The sequence below is a fragment of the Streptomyces sp. NPDC041129 genome (genome assembly GCF_055592265.1).
This window is the reverse complement of the sequence record NZ_JBVIYV010000007.1, coordinates 352829-370860: the sequence shown is the minus strand read 5'-3', so window position 1 is coordinate 370860 and position 18032 is coordinate 352829. Positions and strand designations below refer to the sequence as shown.

14 protein-coding genes and 1 riboswitch are annotated in these 18032 nt (G+C 74.4%); of the genes, 11 read left to right on the top strand and 3 right to left on the bottom strand.

Translation table 11 applies throughout. The features are described from left to right. Positions 1-171 precede the first annotated feature (171 nt). Positions 172-582 (top strand): VOC family protein, encoded by a 411-nt coding sequence (locus ACZ6B1_RS24000; protein WP_468781466.1) that lies wholly within the window; start codon positions 172-174, stop codon positions 580-582. A gap of 52 nt (positions 583-634) precedes the next feature. On the opposite strand, the gene ACZ6B1_RS23995 is transcribed toward ACZ6B1_RS24000, so the two are convergent. The 3 genes from ACZ6B1_RS23995 to ACZ6B1_RS23985 form a co-directional block, all read right to left on the bottom strand. Then, positions 635-2056: a hypothetical protein gene (locus tag ACZ6B1_RS23995; protein ID WP_468781465.1), complete on the bottom strand. Its 1422-nt coding sequence runs from the start codon at positions 2054-2056 to the stop codon at positions 635-637. Between the two features lie 181 nt (positions 2057-2237). Then, positions 2238-3365 (bottom strand): alpha/beta hydrolase, encoded by a 1128-nt coding sequence (locus ACZ6B1_RS23990; protein WP_468781463.1) that lies wholly within the window; start codon positions 3363-3365, stop codon positions 2238-2240. Between the two features lie 127 nt (positions 3366-3492). Then, positions 3493-4161 carry a class II aldolase/adducin family protein gene (locus tag ACZ6B1_RS23985; protein WP_468781461.1) on the bottom strand — a complete coding sequence of 223 codons (669 nt, stop codon included), beginning with the start codon at positions 4159-4161 and terminating at the stop codon, positions 3493-3495. Between the two features lie 191 nt (positions 4162-4352). On the opposite strand from ACZ6B1_RS23985, the gene ACZ6B1_RS23980 reads away from it, so the two are divergent. The 10 genes from ACZ6B1_RS23980 to cobI all read left to right on the top strand — a co-directional run bounded on the left by ACZ6B1_RS23980 (position 4353) and on the right by cobI (position 18030). After that, positions 4353-5120 carry a lysozyme gene (locus ACZ6B1_RS23980; protein WP_468781459.1) on the top strand — a complete coding sequence of 256 codons (768 nt, stop codon included), beginning with the start codon at positions 4353-4355 and terminating at the stop codon, positions 5118-5120. Positions 5121-5263: 143 nt separating this feature from the next. Next, on the top strand, positions 5264-6553 hold the full coding sequence (locus tag ACZ6B1_RS23975) for an inorganic phosphate transporter (protein ID WP_468781457.1): 1290 nt from the start codon (positions 5264-5266) through the stop codon (positions 6551-6553). Between the two features lie 23 nt (positions 6554-6576). After that, the gene (locus ACZ6B1_RS23970) at positions 6577-6804 is read left to right on the top strand and encodes a hypothetical protein (RefSeq protein WP_468781455.1); all 228 of its coding nucleotides are present in this window, start codon (positions 6577-6579) and stop codon (positions 6802-6804) included. Positions 6805-6927: 123 nt separating this feature from the next. Continuing rightward, positions 6928-7068: riboswitch (cobalamin riboswitch) on the top strand. Positions 7069-7185: 117 nt separating this feature from the next. Continuing rightward, the gene (locus ACZ6B1_RS23965; protein ID WP_468781453.1) at positions 7186-8130 is read left to right on the top strand and encodes a cobalamin biosynthesis protein; all 945 of its coding nucleotides are present in this window, start codon (positions 7186-7188) and stop codon (positions 8128-8130) included. Continuing rightward, entirely contained in the window at positions 8127-9635 is a 1509-nt protein-coding gene (locus ACZ6B1_RS23960) for a cobyric acid synthase (RefSeq protein WP_468781451.1), read from the top strand. Before ACZ6B1_RS23965 ends, ACZ6B1_RS23960 begins: the two co-directional genes overlap by 4 nt. Continuing rightward, a complete protein-coding gene (cobN, locus tag ACZ6B1_RS23955; protein ID WP_468781450.1) occupies positions 9632-13282 on the top strand; it encodes a cobaltochelatase subunit CobN in 3651 nt (1216 codons plus the stop codon). Before ACZ6B1_RS23960 ends, cobN begins: the two co-directional genes overlap by 4 nt. Then, entirely contained in the window at positions 13279-15336 is a 2058-nt protein-coding gene (locus ACZ6B1_RS23950) for a putative cobaltochelatase (protein WP_468781448.1), read from the top strand. Before cobN ends, ACZ6B1_RS23950 begins: the two co-directional genes overlap by 4 nt. Then, on the top strand, positions 15336-15935 hold the full coding sequence (gene cobO, locus ACZ6B1_RS23945; RefSeq protein WP_171157563.1) for a cob(I)yrinic acid a,c-diamide adenosyltransferase: 600 nt from the start codon (positions 15336-15338) through the stop codon (positions 15933-15935). The genes ACZ6B1_RS23950 and cobO overlap by 1 nt, the downstream gene beginning before the upstream one ends. Next, positions 15935-17302, top strand: a complete 1368-nt coding sequence (locus ACZ6B1_RS23940; RefSeq protein WP_468781570.1) for a cobyrinate a,c-diamide synthase — start codon at positions 15935-15937, stop codon at positions 17300-17302. Before cobO ends, ACZ6B1_RS23940 begins: the two co-directional genes overlap by 1 nt. After that, complete coding sequence (gene cobI / locus ACZ6B1_RS23935) at positions 17299-18030, top strand: precorrin-2 C(20)-methyltransferase (RefSeq protein WP_468781446.1); 732 nt, start codon at positions 17299-17301, stop codon at positions 18028-18030. The genes ACZ6B1_RS23940 and cobI overlap by 4 nt, the downstream gene beginning before the upstream one ends. Positions 18031-18032 lie beyond the last annotated feature (2 nt).

Here is an 18032-nt window from a genome sequence, read left to right as displayed (position 1 = left end):
AGGACGTTCCCGCCGTCTAATGCGCGAGGAGAATGGCCATGGGCCAAGTCTAACGGGACCGTGCAAGCGGTTTTTCTGCCTCCGTGCGTCCGAGCCTGCCGGTGTGCGCCGGCGGCGGCTGCGAGACTCGGAGGGACGGGGCGGTGACCGGCGCACGAGGGAGTGATCGGCATGGCGGGCACGGGCGGACGGCCGAGCGTCTTTCCGACGCTGCTGTACACGGACGCGCAAGCGGCGATCAGGCAGCTCACCGAGGCCTTCGGCTTCACCACGCTGTCGGTGTACGAGACGGAGGACGGCACGGTGATGCACGCCGAGCTGGTCCAGGGCGAGGGCGCGGTGATGCTCGGCTCCAAGGGCCGCGGCGGCCTCTTCGACACGGCCATGCGGGGCGCGGGGCCCGCCGGGGTGTACGTCGTCGTGGACGACGTCGACGCCCACCACCAGCGGGCCGTGGCGCACGGCGCGGACATTTTGATGCCCCCGACGGACCAGGACTACGGCTCGCGGGACTACATGGCCCGGGACGTGGAGGGCAACGTCTGGAGCTTCGGCACCTACGCGCCCGAGATCGGCGGCTGACCGGCCCGGGGCGGCGCCGGGCGCTCCCCTGCCGGCCCCCCGGCGCCCCGGATCAGCCGCCGGTGTGCACCTGGAAGGCGGCCCGGCGCACGGCCTTGGCGAGGGCCGGGTCGGGGTGGGCGGCGGCGAGGGCCACCAGCACCTGGACGGTGCGCGGGTGGCCGACGGCGCGGACCTCGTCCAGCAGCGTGGGGACGGTCGGCTGCACCGCCGCCTCCAGGTGCCGGACCAGCATCGACGTCTCGCCGTGGTCGGCGACGGCGGCGGCGGTGTCGACCCACAGCCAGGTGGCCTCCTCGCGGGTGAGGACCTCGTGGGCGTCCTCCGGGTCGACGCCGTCGTGCTCGGCCAGCCACAGCAGCGCGTAGGGCCGCAGGGCGGGGTCGTCCAGCACCGCGTGCACCTCGGGTTCGGCGGGGGCGCCGACGACGCGCAGTGCCTCGAAGGCGAGGCCGCGCAGCAGGGCGTCGTCGCCCCGGGCGGCCGCGAGCAGCTCGGTGACGGCGCTGCCGACGGGGCGGGCGGCGAGCCAGGCTCGGTACTCGGCGCGGGCGGCGTTGGGGCGGAGCTGGGCGCAGCCGCGGAGCATGTCCTCGGCGGACTGCTCGATGTTGCCTGCGGGGCTCTGCGCGGCCACGCAGATCTGCTCCAGCTTGACCCAGACCGCCCAGCTTCCCAGCGGGGTGAGCGTGGCCTGGCCGTCGCCGTAGGTCAGGGCGCCCACGGCGGCGAGGGCCGTGAGGGCCCACTCCAGGAGCGGGGCGAGCGGGGTGTCCCCGGCGGACGCGGGTTCCGCGGGGGCGGCGGTCCCCGCCGGGGAGCCGGCGGCGCCGGGCTCGTAGGAGATCTCGCAGCGCTCGGTGCGCAGCTCGGTGACCCGCTGCTGGAGCAGGTCCAGGAGCTGCTCGACGGGCACGGGGCCGGCGGAGAGCTGGAGGAAGGAGAGCACCTGGGGCATGGCGGAGACGACCTCGGCGACGACGGCCGGCTCGGCCTCCGCGGGCTCCGGGCCGGCGAGCGACCAGGCGTCGAACAGGGCGACCCAGCCGCGCAGCACGGCGCTGTCGTCACGGTCCCAGGCGCGCAGGCGCCAGCCGGGGCGCGCGTTGTCCCCGTGCACCTCGATGAGTCCGGCGAGCCGGGCGGTGTCCCAGTCGGCGCGGATCCGGTCGGTGTCCAGGCCGAGGCCGGCCGCGGCGCGCTCGGCGGTCGCGTCGGAGAGGGTGGCCTTGCCGTCCGCGGTGGCGGCCTCGCTGCCGGGGCCGAGGGCGGAGTCGGCCCAGCGGGCCACCCGGACCGCGCCGGCCAGGCCGGTGCGCGCCATTCTGGCCAGTTCGGCCTGGGCGGGGGTGCCCTCCGGCGGCCGGGGTGCGGGGCGGCGCGGGCGCCGCTGGTTCACAGCTCTGGGGGCGGCGGCCAGGGGTCGCGGTCGGACGAGTCGAAGCCTGGAGTCGCGCGGGATACGGGACGTCACGGGTGCAGTCTTCCGGTTGACGGTCCGAAAACCCAAACGGAATGTCACGGGCGGCTACGGGGCTGGCCAAGGCACCCGGTCCTGGGGCGGGCCGGGAGGCTGGATCAGGCCAGTGGTACGGCCGTTGACGGAACGGCGGCCGAGAGTGCTCCGGTGCGTACCGGAGGGTGCCGGGGGCCGGTCACATCAGCGGGGTCAGGAACCGCCGCAGCCGCTCCTCGTACTCCTCCGGGCCGGCGTTCCACATGGCCGCGTGCGGGGCCCGCGGCACGGTGTGCAGGGCGACGAGGTCGGGGCGGCGGGCGGCGAGGCGGCGGGAGTACTCCCAGGGGGCCACCACGTCGTCGGGGCCGTGGATGATCAGCGTGGGCACGGCGAGCCGGTCCGGGTCGGCGGTCTCGGCGCCGCGGTCGGCGTGCAGTCGGGCCCGGCCCTGCGCGGCCCGTACCGCCAGCGGCAGCAGGGCGTCGGGGGTGTGGCGGGCCCGGGCGAGGGCGCGCAGGGTGGCCTGCCAGCTCAGCACCGGGGAGTCGAGGACCAGCCCGGCGACGCGCTCGCGCACGGCGGAGTGCTCGGCGGCGCGCAGGGCCATGGTGGCGCCGGTGGACCAGCCCAGGAGCACGACCCGCCGGGCGCCGTAGCGGACGGCGTAGCGGATCGCGGCGTCCACGTCCCGCCACTCCGTCTCGCCGAGGTGGTTCAGGCCGTCCGGGGAGCGCGGGGCGCCCAGGTCGCCGCGGTAGGCGAGCGCGAGGACGGGGACGTGGCGGCGGTGCAGGTACGCCATGACGTTCAGGGCGTGCTCGCGGGTGGTGCCGAGGCCGTGCACCGCGATCACCCAGGTGTCCCGGTGGCCGGGCACGAACCAGGCGGGCAGCGCGCCGAGTTCCCCGGGGATGTCGATGTCGGCGTGGTCGAGGCCGAGGGCGGCGCTCGGGTTGCCGACGTACGCGTTCGGGGTGAGCCACACGGCGTCGCCGGGGGCGAAGGTGCCGTGGGTGACGCGTTCCAGACGCCGGACGACGGCGTCGGCGGAGTGCTCGGCCGAGTCCAGCACGGGCCCGACGACCGCGTGGGAGCCGTCGCCGGCCAGGCCGTAGGTGCCGGGGCGCAGTGAGGCCAGGTCCCGGGTGAGGGCGATCCGGCCGGGCGCGGTGCCGTGCACGGTAAGCCGGGGTTCGGTGGGCAGCGGCCTGCCCGGGGGCGCCTTCAGCGCGGCGTCGCTGGCCAGCCGGCCGGCGGCGACGGACGCCGCGCCGGCGGCCAGGACGGCCCCGAGGGTGGCGGCGGTCGCTATGACGGTGCGCACGGCTCCAGTGTCGTGGGGGGCGCCGGAACCGGCCAGCCGGAGGAGCGGGCCGGACGGCCCGGGGCGGCGGCCGAAGGGCAGCCGGGCGGCGGGCGGACGGAGCGGGTGGCTGTGCGACGACAAGGGGTCACCTCCGTTGGCCGTATCCCTTCAAGCGTGCCCCGGCCTCGGCGATGTGTGCCTCCGTCAGCAGAGCGGGCGTGAGGCCTGGCACGGAGGACGCCGTCAGCCACAGCCGGCACATCCATTCGAGCTGGGCGGTGCGGTCGTAGGCCTGGTCGAGGGTGGCGCCGTGGGTGATCGTGCCGTGGTTGCGCAGCAGGCAGCCGGAGCGGCCGCCCAGCGCCGCGAGCATGTTCCCGGCCAGTTCGTCGGTGCCGTAGGCCGCGTAGGGGGCGACCCGCACGGAGCCGCCCAGGGAGGCGGTCATGTAGTGGATCGGGGGCAGCTCGGTGACGAGGGTGGAGACGGCCGTGGCGTGCACGGCGTGGGTGTGGACGACGGCGCGGGCGTCGGTGGTGCGGTAGACGGCGAGGTGCATGGGCAGCTCGCTCGTCGGCACGAGGGTGCCGAGCACCTGCCGGCCGTCGAGGTCGACGCCGGTGATGTCGGCGGGGGCGAGCCGGTCGTAGGGCACGCCGGACGGGGTGACCAGCACGAGGTCCCCGACGCGGGCGGAGACGTTGCCGGAGGTGCCGGCGACCAGCCCGTCGGCCACGGTCCGGCGGGCCGTCGCGACCAGCTCCGCCCATATCCGCTCCTGCTGCTCTTCCGCGTTCCGCCGCTGCTCAGCCATGCCGCGATCCTGCCAGCCCGCCCGGCGCGGGGCGGCCCGCCGGCGGACTTCGGGCCGGGACCCGTGCCGCCGGACGAGTGGACACCGGTGTGAAACACCCATAAACGCACTTAATCGGGTGACGGCCAGACGTCTAATGATCACCAATGCCGGCAGCCGCACGACGCCCCACCGTCGCACCAGGGGGACGCATGGCCCGTGACCGCTCACCCTCCCGCCTCCGCCGTCGCGCGGCCGCCGTCGCGGCCGCGGCGGCGGCGCTCGCCCTGGCGGGCACCCAGTGCGCCTCCGCCGCCGGGCCGTCGGCGGCGGTGTCGGCCGGTCTGCCCCGGGGGCACGACGTGTCCTCGCACCAGAGCCACGTCGACTGGCCGGCCGCCCGGTCGGACGGCGCGCGGTTCACCTACATCAAGGCGACCGAGTCCACGACCTACCGCAACCCCTACTTCGCCCGGCAGTACGCCGGCGCGCGCCGGGCGCACCTGATCCGCGGCGCCTACCACTTCGCCCGGCCGGACCAGTCCCCCGGTGCCGCGCAGGCCGCCTATTTCGTACGGCACGGCGGCACCTGGCGGGCGGACGGCTGGACCCTGCCGCCGGCCCTCGACATCGAGTACGACCCGTACGACGGCAGGCACATCTGCTACGGGCTCGGCCACCGGCGGATGGTCGACTGGATCCGCTCCTTCAGCGACGAACTGGACCGGCTCACCGGCCGCCGCCCGGTGATCTACACGACCGCCCAGTGGTGGGACTCCTGCACCGGCGGCACCCGCGCCTTCGCCTCCGAACACCCGCTGTGGATCGCCCGTCACGGCACGTCAGAGCCCGGATCGCTGCCCGGCGGCTGGTCGTCCTGGACCTTCTGGCAGTACGGCACCGAGGGCGGTCTGCCGGGTGACCAGAATCTCTTTCACGGGCCGCCGGACCGGCTGCGGGCCTTCGCGCGCGGCCGATAGCCAAGGGGCGCCCGGGCGCCCGCCCGGAGCGGAATCGCGGAACCCCGTTACCGACACCCCCACGCCCGACCCAGTTCACCTTCCGTTCACCCAGGTTGCCTACGTTCGACCCGCCAATGACGCTCGAACGATTGCCTGGGTAAATGGAAAGCTTCTCGCTGATCCTCGCGATTGTGGTGGTAACCGCACTCGCGTTCGATTTCACGAACGGTTTCCACGACACCGCCAACGCGATGGCCACCACCATCTCGACCGGCGCGCTGAAGCCCAAGGTCGCGGTGGCCATGTCCGCCGCGCTCAACCTTGTGGGCGCTTTCCTCTCCGTGGAGGTCGCCAACACGATCTCCAAGGGTCTCGTCGATGAGAACGGCATCCGTCCCGAGGTCATCTTCGCCGCCCTGGTCGGCGCGATCCTCTGGAACCTGCTGACCTGGCTGGTGGGACTTCCCTCCAGCTCCTCCCACGCCCTGATGGGCGGCCTGATCGGCGCCACCGTCGCCTCGGCGGGCCTCGGCGCCGTCCACGGCGACGTCCTGGTCACCAAGGTGCTGCTGCCGGCGGTCGCCGCCCCGCTCGTGGCCGGCCTGGCCGCCATGCTCGCCACCCGCTTCTCCTACGGGATCGGCGGCAACGCCGAGGGCGAGGCCAACCGCAAGGGCTACCGCGCCGGCCAGATCGCCTCCGCCGGACTGGTCTCCCTCGCCCACGGCACCAACGACGCCCAGAAGACGATGGGCATCATCACCCTGGCGCTGATCGCGGGCGGTGCCATCGCCCCGGGCTCCAACCCTCCCACCTGGGTGATCCTCTCCGCGGGCATGGCGATCGCGCTCGGCACCTACATCGGCGGCTGGCGCATCATCCGCACCATGGGCAAGGGCCTGACCGAGCTGGAGCCCCGTCAGGGCTTCGCCGCCCAGACCAGCGCCGCCACCGCCATCCTGGCCTCCTCGCACCTCGGCTTCTCGCTGTCCACCACGCACGTCGTCTCCGGTTCGGTGATGGGCGCGGGTCTCGGCCGCAAGGGCGGCGTGGTCCGCTGGTCCACCGCGACCCGCATGGCCGTCGCCTGGGTCCTCACCCTGCCCGCGGCCGCCCTGGTCGGCGCGCTCGCCGAGTCCGTCACGGACCTGGGCGACTGGGGCACCGCCGCCGTCGCGGTCTTCCTGGTCGGCTCCAGCGCCGCCATCTGGAAGCTCTCCCGCCGCGAGGTCGTCGACCACACCAACGTCAACGGCACCGACGAGGCCGTTGAGCCCGCCGGTGTGGTGACCACCGCGATCGCCGCGGTGACCCCGCCGCCGACCGGCACCATCACCCTCACCGAGGGGCCGTCCATCAGCTTCCCGGCGCAGTCCAGCGGCCCGGCCCCGGCCGTCGCCGAAGTCACGGCACCGGTCGCTCCGGCCGTCCCGCCGGCCGCCACCGTCTGACCCGGTTACCGGAGGAAAGCAACATGAAGATCGACTGGGCGGCCCTCGGCTCCGTCTTCGGCGTCAGCCTCGCCTTCGCGCTGGGCCTGGTGGCCCTGTTCACCCTCGGCGTCAACGGCCTGTCCCGGCGGGAGAGGGCGGCGGCGCAGGGCGGGTCCGCGACGCTCGCCGTGACCGGCGCGTACGTGTGCTTCGCGGCGTGCGCGGCGGCCGTGGCCTACGGCATCTATCTGATCGTGGCCAAGCCCTGAGCCGAGCCACCTCCGAAGAGGCTCCCCGCCGGTGTGTTCCGGCAGGGAGCCTTTTTCATGTCCGGATCTCGCCGGTGTGGGGCTCAGCACACTCTCCCCCCGCAGGTCAAAGGCAAGTTGACGGCCCTTCCGGGCGCGTGGTGGACTGCCCGGGCCATGTACGGCGGCAGGAGAGGAAGCCGGTGCGAATCCGGCGCGGTCCCGCCACTGTCACCGGGGAGTGATCCCCGGGAGCCAGGAACTCTCACCGCCGGCTTCGTCGAACCAGGGCGTGGACACCCTGAGTGAGGACACATATCGCCATGCTCGGCCGCAGAACGAGGACCAGTACCAGGGCCTGTCGCGAGAGTTCCGCTTCCGCGCCCACGGTCGGCTGAGCCGATGGGTGCCGATCGCGCTTACGCGTACGGCGCCGCCGCCGGCCTTCTCGGTGACCTGCTCCTCGGCGATCCGCGCCGCGGGCATCCGGTCGCCGCGTTCGGGCGGGCGGCCGCTGCCGTGGAACGCGTGCTGTGGCACGACCACCGAGGCTGGGGCGCGCTGCACACCGCCGTCTGCGCCGGCGGCGCCGTGGCCACCGGGCTCGTCGCCCAACGGGCCGTGCGCCGCTCCCCCGTCGCCACCGCCGCGCTGACCGGCGCGGCCACCTGGGCCGTCGTCGGTGGCACCTCGCTGGCCCGCGAGGCCCGGGCGATCGGGCGCGCCCTGGAGGCCGGTGACGTGACGGCGGCCCGCGCGCGGCTGCCCCATCTGTGCGGCCGGGACCCGCAGGCGCTGGACGCCGACGGGATCGCCCGGGCCGTGGTCGAGTCCGTAGCCGAGAACACCTCCGACGCCGTCGTGGGCGCGCTGGTGTGGGGTGCCGTGGGCGGGGTGCCGGGGCTGCTCGGGTTCCGGGCCGTCAACACCCTGGACGCGATGGTCGGTCACAAGTCGCCGCGCCTGCGCCGGTACGGCTGGGCCTCGGCCCGGCTCGACGACCTCGCCGGGTGGCCGGGGGCCCGGCTGACCGCCGTGCTCGCCGCGCTGGCCGGACCCGACCCGCGGGGTGCCGTGCGGGTCTGGCGGGCGGACGCGGCCAAGCACCCGAGCCCCAACGCCGGGCCCGTCGAGGCGTCGTTCGCGGGCGCCCTCGGGGTGCGGCTCGGCGGGACGCTCTCCTACGCCGGGCGGGTGGAACACCGGCCCGTACTGGGCGGCGGCGCCGGGCGGGCCGTCCGGGTCACCGACATCGACCGGGCCGTACGGCTCTCCCGCCGCGTCGGCCTGCTCGCGCTCGGTGTCACCGCCGGTGCGCGCCTCCTCGTGAAGGGACGTGGCAAGTGAACGGTGGTCTCCTCGTCGCCGGCACCACCTCCGACGCCGGCAAGAGCGTCGTGACGGCCGGGATCTGCCGCTGGCTGGTGCGCCAGGGCGTGAAGGTCGCGCCGTTCAAGGCGCAGAACATGTCCCTCAACTCCTTCGTGACGCGCGAGGGTGCCGAGATCGGGCGGGCACAGGCGATGCAGGCGCAGGCCTGCCGGGTGGAGCCGACCGCGCTGATGAACCCCGTGCTGCTCAAGCCGGGCGGTGAACAGAGCAGCCAGGTGGTGCTGCTGGGCAAGCCGGTGGGCGAGATGAGCGCGCGCGGCTACCACGGCGGGCGCCAACAGCGGCTGCTGGGCACGGTGCTGGACTGCCTGGCCGAGTTGCGGGGCACGTATGACGCGGTGATCTGTGAGGGGGCCGGTTCGCCCGCGGAGATCAATCTGCGGCGCACGGACATCGTCAACATGGGGATCGCGCGGGGCGCGCGGCTGCCCGTGCTCGTGGTGGGCGACATCGACCGCGGCGGCGTCTTCGCCTCCTTCTTCGGCACCCTCGCCCTGCTGTCGCCCGAGGACCAGGAACTGGTCGCCGGGTTCATGGTGAACAAGTTCCGGGGGGACGTCTCCCTGCTGGAGCCCGGCCTCGGCATGCTCCGGAACCTCACCGGGCGGCGGACGTACGGCGTGCTGCCGTTCCGGCACGGGCTCGGCATCGACGAGGAGGACGGACTGCGGGTGTCGCTGCGCGGCACCGTGCGGGAGTCCACGGTGGCTCCCCCGGTCGGGGAGGACGTGCTGCGGGTCGCCGTGTGCGCGATCCCGCTGATGTCCAACTTCACCGACGTGGACGCGCTGGCCGCCGAACCGGGCGTCGTGGTGCGGTTCGTGGACCGCCCGGAGGAACTGGCGGACGCGGACCTGGTGGTGATCCCGGGCACCCGCGGGACCGTGCGGGCGCTTCGGTGGCTGCGCGAGCGCGGGCTCGCGGACGCGCTCGCACGACGGGCCGCCGAGGGCCGTCCGGTGCTCGGGATCTGCGGCGGCTTCCAGATCCTGGGTGAGCACATCGAGGACGAGGTCGAGTCGCGCGCCGGCGCCGTCAGCGGACTCGGCCTGCTGCCCGTGCGGGTGCGGTTCGCCCGGGAGAAGACCCTCACCCGGCCGTCCGGCCGGGCCCTCGGCGAGCGGGTCGAGGGTTACGAGATCCATCACGGGGTCGCCGAAGTCGCCGGCGGGGAACCTTTCCTGGACGGTTGCAGGGTGGGTTCCGTGTGGGGCACGCACTGGCACGGCTCGCTGGAGTCGGACGGCTTCCGGCGGGCCTTCCTGCGGGAGGTGGCGGCCGCCGCGGGACGCCGCTTCGTACCGGCCCCCGGCACCTCGTTCGCCGCGCTGCGCGAGGAGCAGCTCGACCGGCTCGGCGATCTGATCGAACAGCACGCGGACACGGACGCGCTCCGACGGCTCATCGAGTCGGGCGCGCCGCAAGGACTGCCTTTCATTCCACCGGGAGCGCCCGCATGAGCACAGTGTTGTTGTTGTCGACCGCCGACACCGATCTGCTGGCGGCCCGGGCCTCCGGCGCCGGGTACCGGATCGGCAATCCGACCCGGGTGGACGTGGCCGGGGAACTGCCGGGTCTGGTCGAGGGCGCGGACCTCGCGGTCGTGCGGTTGCTCGGCGGCAAGCGGGCCTGGGAGGACGGACTGGCCGCGCTGAAGGCGTCCGGCGTCCCGACCGTGCTGCTGGGCGGCGAGAGCGTGCCGGACGCCGAGCTGATGGCCGAGTCGTCCGTACCGGCGGGCGTGGTGGCGGAGGCGCTGAAGTACCTCGTCGAGGGCGGCCCGGACAACCTGACCGAACTGGCCCGGTTCCTCTCCGACACGGTGCTGCTCACCGGCGAGGGCTTCGAGGAGCCGCGGAAGATGCCGGAGTTCGGCGTCCACGGCTCGTACGAGGTCAGGGAGGGCCGCCCGACGGTGGGCGTGCTGTTCTACCGGGCGCACGAACTGAGCGGCAACACCGCCTTCGTGGACACGCTGTGCGAGGCGATCGAGGCGCGGGGCGCCAACGCCCTTCCGGTGTACTGCGGTTCGCTGCGCGGCGCGGACGCCGGGCTGTACGAGCTGCTGGGCCGGGCCGACGCCCTGGTCGCCACCGTGCTGGCGGCCGGCGGTACGCACGCCTCGCAGGCGTCCGCCGGTGGCGACGAGGAGTCCTGGGACATCGGGGCCCTCGCCGATCTGAACGTGCCCGTGCTGCAGGGGCTCTGCCTCACCTCCTCGCGGGCCGCCTGGGCGGAGTCGGACGCCGCCCTCTCCCCCATGGACGCGGCGATGCAGGTGGCCATCCCGGAGTTCGACGGACGGCTCGTCACCGTGCCGTTCTCGTTCAAGGAGCAGGGTCCGGACGAGGTCCCGGTGTACGTCGCCGACCCCGAGCGGGCCGCGCGGGTCGCCGGGATCGCCGTACGCCACGCCGAGCTCGGGTACAAGCCGAACGCGGACAAGCGGATCGCGCTGGTCTTCACCGCCTACCCGACCAAGCACTCCCGGGTCGGCAACGCGGTCGGCCTGGACACGCCCGCCTCGGCGGTACGGGTGCTGGACGCGCTGCGGGACGCCGGGTACGTGGCCGACGGGTACCCGGACAACGGCGACGAGCTGATCCACCGGCTGATCGCGGCAGGCGGCCACGACGTCGAATGGCTGACGGAGGAGCAGCTGGCCGCCGCGCCCGCCCGGGTGCCGCTCGCCGACTACCGGGAGTGGTTCGACGGGCTCGACCCCGAGCTGCGGGACGCGATGCTGCAGGCGTGGGGCGAACCGCCGGGCGGTCTGTACGTGGACGGCGACGACATCGTGCTCGCCTCCCTGCGGTTCGGGAACGTCGTCGTGATGATCCAGCCGCCGCGCGGGTTCGGCGAGAACCCGATCGCGATCTACCACGACCCCGACATGCCGCCCTCCCACCACTACATGGCGGCCTACCGCTGGCTGGACAACAGCTTCGGCGCCGACGCGATCGTGCACATGGGCAAGCACGGCACGATGGAGTGGCTGCCGGGCAAGGGCCTGGGCCTGAGCGGCGGATGCGCTCCGGACGCCGTGCTCGGCGACCTCCCGCTGATCTACCCGTTCATCGTCAACGACCCCGGCGAGGGCACCCAGGCCAAGCGCCGCGGGCACGCCACCGTGGTCGACCACCTGGTGCCGCCGATGGCGCGCGCGGACACCTACGGCGACCTGGCCAAGCTGGAGCAGCTTCTGGACGAGTACGCGCTCGTCTCCGACCTGGACCCGGCGAAGGCACCGGCGGTGCGCGCCCAGATCTGGACGCTGGTCAAGACCGCCGAGCTCCACCACGACCTGCATGTGGACGAGCAGCCGGACGACGACGAGTTCGACGAGTTCGTCATGCACATCGACGGCTACCTGTGCGAGATCAAGGACGTGCAGATCCGCGACGGACTGCACATCCTCGGCGGCGGTCCGGAGGCCGAGCCGCGGGTGAACCTGGTCCTCGCCGTGCTGCGCGCCTCCCAGGTGTGGGGCGGGCAGGCGAACGCGCTGCCGGGGCTGCGGGCGGCGCTGGCCCGGCACTACGGCCTGGTGGAGAAGGAGCTGCTGGCCGAGCCGGGCGCGCCGGTGAAGGTGCCGGTGGAGCTGACGGACCGGGTCCAGGGTCCGTCGCGCACGGCGGCCGACGCGATCGACCTGCTGGAGCAACTCTGCCGGCGGATCGCGGAGGGCATGGAGTCGCGGGCCTGGGACCGGTCGGCCGTGCCCGCCGTACTGGGCTGCGTACTCGGCACCGGACTCCCGGACGCCGTGGCGGTGCTGGAGTTCGCCTGCGACGAGGTCGTACCGCGGCTGGCCCGGACCACCGACGAGATCGGGCACATCCTGCGGGCGCTGGACGGCGGTTACGTACCGGCCGGACCGTCGGGTTCGCCGACCCGTGGTCTGGTCAACGTGCTGCCGACCGGCCGGAACTTCTACTCGGTCGACCCGAAGGCCATCCCGTCCAGGCTGAGCTGGGAGGTCGGCCAGTCGCTCGCGGACTCGCTGGTCCAGCGGTATCTCGAGGACACCGGGGAGTATCCGAGGTCGGTGGGCCTCACGGTGTGGGGCACCTCCGCGATGCGCACCCAGGGCGACGACATCGCCGAGATCCTGGCGCTGCTCGGCTGCCGTCCGGTCTGGGACGACGCCTCGCGCCGGGTGACGGGCTTCGAGGTGATCGGCCCGCAGGAGCTGGGCCGGCCGCGCGTCGACGTCACGGTCCGTATCTCGGGCTTCTTCCGGGACGCGTTCCCGCACGTGGTCGGGCTGATCGACGACGCGGTCCGGGCGGTGGCCGAGCTGGACGAGCCGGCCGAGGTCAACTACGTGCGGGCGCACGTGGAGGAGGACACGGCGGAGCACGGCGACCGCCGGCGGGCGACGGCCCGCATCTTCGGCTCGAAGCCGGGCGCGTACGGCGCCGGTCTGCTGCCGCTGATCGACGCCCGGAACTGGCGCTCCGACGCCGACCTCGCCGAGGTGTACGCGGTGTGGGGCGGTTACGCGTACGGGCGCGGTCTCGACGGGCGGGCGGCGCGCGGGGACATGGAGACCGCGTTCCGGCGGATCGCGGTGGCGGCGAAGAACGTCGACACCCGTGAGCACGACCTGGTCGACGCCGACGACTACTTCCAGTACCACGGTGGCATGGTCGCCATGGTGCGGCACCTGACCGGCGCCAGCCCCGAGGCCTACGTGGGCGACTCGGCCGTGCCGGACCAGGTGCGGACGCGCACGCTCGGCGAGGAGACGCACCGCGTCTTCCGGGCGCGGGTGGTCAACCCGCGCTGGATGGCGGCGATGCGCCGGCACGGCTACAAGGGCGCCTTCGAGATGGCGGCGACCGTGGACTACCTGTTCGGCTACGACGCCACGGCGGGCGTGGTCGACGACTGGATGTACGAGAAGCTCAGCGCGGAGTACGTCTTCGACCCGGAGAACCAGGACTTCATGCGGAAGTCCAACCCGTGGGCGCTGCGCGGCATCACCGAGCGGCTGCTGGAGGCGGCGGACCGCGGGCTGTGGGCGGAGCCGGACGCGGACACTCTGGAGCGGCTGCGCGCCACCTATCTGGAGCTGGAAGGCGACTTGGAGGGCGACCAGTGACCACCCCGTTCCCGTTCACGGCCGTTGTCGGTCAGGACGATCTGCGGCTCGCGCTGCTACTGAACGCCGTGTCGCCGGCGGTCGGCGGTGTGCTGGTGCGCGGCGAGAAGGGCACCGCCAAGAGCACGGCCGTACGTGCCCTCTCCGCGCTGCTGCCGGAGGTGGCCGTCGTCCCCGGATGCCGGTTCTCCTGCGATCCGGCGGCACCGGACCCGTCCTGCCCTGACGGACCGCACGAGGCGGGCGCCGGGGACGGGCGGCCGGCGCGGATGGTCGAGCTGCCCGTCGGCGCCTCCGAGGACCGGCTGGTCGGCGCGCTCGACATCGAGCGGGCGCTCGCCGAGGGCGTGAAGGCGTTCGAGCCGGGCCTGCTGGCCGACGCCCACCGCGGGATCCTGTACGTGGACGAGGTCAACCTCCTGCACGACCATCTCGTCGACCTGCTGCTGGACGCCGCCGCGATGGGCGCCTCCTACGTCGAGCGCGAGGGGGTCTCGGTGCGGCACGCCGCCCGGTTCCTGCTCGTCGGCACCATGAACCCCGAAGAGGGCGAGCTGCGTCCGCAGTTGCTCGACCGGTTCGGGCTGACCGTGGAGGTCGCGGCCTCGCGGGAGCCGGACGAGCGGGTGGAGGTCGTGCGGCGCCGGCTGGCGTACGACGACGATCCCGGCGCCTTCGCCGCCCGCTGGGCCGGGGAGGAGGCCGCCGTCCGGCAGCGGATCGTCGCGGCCCGGGAGTTGCTGCCGCAGGTGCGTCTCGGTGACGGCGCGCTGCGCCAGATCGCGGCGACCTGCGCGGCCTTCGAGGTGGACGGGATGCGCGCCGACATCGTGATGGCGCGTACGGCGACCGCGCTGGCCGCGTGGGCGGGGCGGACCGATGTGCTCGCCGAGGACGTCCGGCAGGCCGCGCTGCTCGCGCTGCCGCACCGGCGGCGGCGCAACCCGTTCGACGCGCCGGGGCTGGACGAGGACAAGCTGGACGAGACGATGGAGCAGTTCTCCGGTGAGGGCGGGGGGGACGACGACCCCGACCCCGGCCCCGACGGGCCCGGAGACGGTGGCGGGCAGCCGGCGCCCGACAGCGGTCCGCAGGACGACGGCGGCGCGGCCGCGCGGCCCGAGGCCGGCGAGGGCGGGCAGCCGCAGCCCTCAGGGGGGCGGGAGCAGTCGGCGGTGCGGGCCGCCGAGCCGTTCCGTACGAAGGTGCTGAGCGTGCCCGGCATCGGTGAGGGCGCCGCGGGCCGGCGTTCGCGGGCACGTACCGAGCACGGGCGGACCACCGGGGCCCGGCGGCCCCGGGGCGCGCTGACCAAGCTGCATCTGGCGGCCACCGTGCGGGCCGCCGCCCCGCACCAGCGGGCGCGGGGGCGGTCCGGGCCGGGTCTTGTGGTGCGCCGGGACGATCTGCGGCAGGCGACCCGGGAGGGGCGTGAGGGCAACCTCGTGCTGTTCGTGGTCGACGCCTCCGGGTCGATGGCGGCGCGGCAGCGGATGAGCGCAGTGAAGGGCGCGGTGCTGTCGCTGCTCCTCGACGCCTATCAGCGGCGGGACAAGGTGGGTCTGGTGACCTTCCGGGGGTCCGCCGCGGACGTGGCGCTGCCGCCGACCTCGTCGGTGGACGCGGCGGCGGTCCGGCTGGAGGCGCTGCCGACCGGCGGCCGTACGCCGCTCGCGGCAGGGCTGCTGAGGGCGCACGAGGTGCTGCGGGTGGAGCGGCTGCGAGACCCGGCCCGGCGGGCGCTGGTCGTGGTGGTCACCGACGGGCGGGCGACGGATGGAGGGGCGGCGCGCAGCGCCTCCGGCCGGGGTGATGGTCGGGCGACGGGTGGGACGGAGCCGGTGGCGCTGGCGGGGCGGGCGGCGCGGCTGTTCGCGGCCGACGGCGTCGCCTCGGTGGTCGTGGACTGCGAGTCGGGGCCGGTGCGGCTCGGGCTCGCCGGGCGGCTCGCGGGAGAGCTGGGCGGTACGGCGGTGACGCTGGACGAATTGCGGTCCGACTCGATCGCCGGGCTGGTCAGGGACGTGCAGGGGACTTCGAGGAGGGCCGCGTAATGCCGCAGGGGCAGCCGAGTGTCGTACCGGACGACGGACTGACGACCCGTCAGCGCCGGAACCGTCCGCTGGTCGTCGTGCACACGGGCGTCGGCAAGGGCAAGTCCACCGCCGCGTTCGGACTGGCGCTGCGGGCCTGGAACCAGGGCTGGCCGATCGGGGTGTTCCAGTTCGTCAAGTCCGCCAAGTGGAAGGTCGGCGAGGAGAACGCGCTGCGCGTGCTCGGCGCCTCCGGCGAGGGCGGGAGCGTCGACTGGCACAAGATGGGCGAGGGCTGGTCCTGGGTGCAGCGGGACGCGCAGATGGACAACGAGGAGAAGGCCCGCGAGGGCTGGGAGCAGGTCAAGCGGGACCTGGCGGCCGAGACGTACCGCCTGTACGTGCTGGACGAGTTCGCCTACCCGATGCACTGGGGCTGGGTGGACACGGACGAGGTCGTGGACGTGCTGCGCGGCCGGCCCGGCACCCAGCACGTGGTGATCACGGGACGGAACGCGCCGGAGAAGCTGGTGGACCTCGCCGATCTGGTCACCGACATGTCCAAGGTCAAGCACCCCATGGACGTGGGGCAGAAGGGCCAGAAGGGCATCGAGTGGTGATGACGCCGGTGCCCCGGCTGGTCATCGCCGCGCCCTCCTCGGGCAGCGGGAAGACCACCGTCGCCACGGGGCTGATGGCCGCGTTCGCCGCGCGGGGGCTCGCCGTGTCCCCGCACAAGGTCGGACCGGACTACATCGACCCCGGGTACCACGCGCTCGCCACCGGGCGGGTGGGGCGCAACCTGGACGCGTACCTGTGCGGGCCGGAGCTGGTCGCTCCGCTGTTCCTGCACGGGGCGCGGGGGTGCGATCTCGCCGTGGTCGAGGGCGTGATGGGGCTGTACGACGGGGCCGCGGGCCAGGGCGAGCTGGCGTCCACCGCCCATGTCGCCAAGCTGCTGGGGGCGCCGGTGGTGCTGGTCGTGGACGCGTCGTCGCAGTCGCGGTCGGTGGCTGCCCTGGTGCACGGCTTCGCGTCCTGGGATCCGGAGGTGCGGGTCGGGGGCGTGATCCTGAACAAGGTGGGGTCCGACCGGCACGAGGCGCTGCTGCGGGAGGCGCTGGACGCCTCCGGGGTTCCGGTGCTGGGGGTGCTGCGGCGGGTGCCGCAGGTGGACACGCCGTCGCGGCATCTGGGGCTGGTGCCGGTCGCCGAGCGGCGCTCCGCCGCGGTCGACGCGGTGGCGGCCATGGCGGCGCAGGTGGCTGAGGGGTGTGACCTCGAGGCGCTGGAGGCGCTCGCGCGGAGTGCGGGTGCGGTCCCGGGTGCGGCCTGGGATCCGGACGAGGTCCTGGCCTCTCCGACCCGGCCGGCCGGGACGCGGGGGCCGGTGGTGGCCGTCGCCGGCGGTCAGGCGTTCACGTTCTCCTATGCGGAGCATGCCGAGCTGCTCGCCGCCGCCGGTGCCGAGGTCGTCACGTTCGATCCGCTCCGGGACGAGGAACTGCCGGACGGCACCGCCGGGTTGGTCATCGGCGGCGGGTTTCCCGAGGTGTACGCGGCCGAGCTGTCCGCCAACGAGCCGCTGCGCGAGGCGGTCGCCGAACTCGCGCTGAGCGGCGCTCCCGTGGCCGCGGAGTGTGCCGGGCTGCTCTATCTGTGCCGGGAGCTGGACGGGCGGCCCATGTGCGGGGTGCTGGACGCCGGCGCCCGCATGGGCGAACGGCTCACTCTCGGCTACCGGGACGCGGTGGCCGTCGGCGACAGTGTGCTGGCCGCCGCGGGGACGCGGGCGCGCGGGCACGAGTTCCACCGCACGGTCGTCGAGCCCGGCGCCGGTGCCGCTCCCGCCTGGGGTCTGGCCACCCCGGTCCGGCGGGTCGAGGGTTTCGTACAGCAGGGCGTGCACGCGAGTTATCTGCACACGCACTGGGCCGCCGGGCCCGGCGCGGCCCGTCGGTTCGTGGAGAGGTGCCGGACGTCATGAGCAGCAGGCTGGTCGGAGTCGGGGTCGGTCCCGGGGACCCGGAGCTGGTGACCGTCAAGGGGGTCAACGCGCTGCGCGCCGCCGAGGTCGTCGTCGTCCCCGTGATGGACACGGGTGAGCAGGGCCGGGCCGAGGCGACCGTGTTGCACTACGTGCCCGCGGAGAAGATCGTCCGGGTGGTGTTCGCGCTGAACGAGCGGACCGACCGGGCGCGCCGGGAGGCCGCCTGGGACGCGGCGGGCGAGCGGGTCGCCGGGCTGCTGGAGCGGCACGGGTCGGTCGCCTTCGCCACCATCGGCGATCCGAACGTGTACTCGACGTTCACGTATCTCGCGCAGACGATCGCCGAACTGGTGCCGGGTGTCGTGGTGGAGACCGTGCCCGGGATCACCGCCATGCAGGATCTGGCGGCGCGGTCGGGCGCGGTGCTGACGGAGGGGACCGAGCCGTTGACGCTGGTGCCGGTGACGGCGGGTTCGGCGGCGCTCAAGGAGGCGCTGGCGGGGCCGGGCACCGTGGTGGCGTACAAGTTCGGGCGGCAGGCCACCGAGGTCGCCGCGGCGCTGCGGGAGACCGGGCGGATCGGGGACGCGGTGTGGGGTTCGGCGCTCGGGCTGCCGGAGGAGTCGGTGCGGCCGGCCGCCGAGCTGGACGGGGCGCCGCTGCCGTACCTCTCCACGCTGATCGCCCCGCCGCGGCGCGACGGAGGCCGGGGCGGGAAGCTGTGACG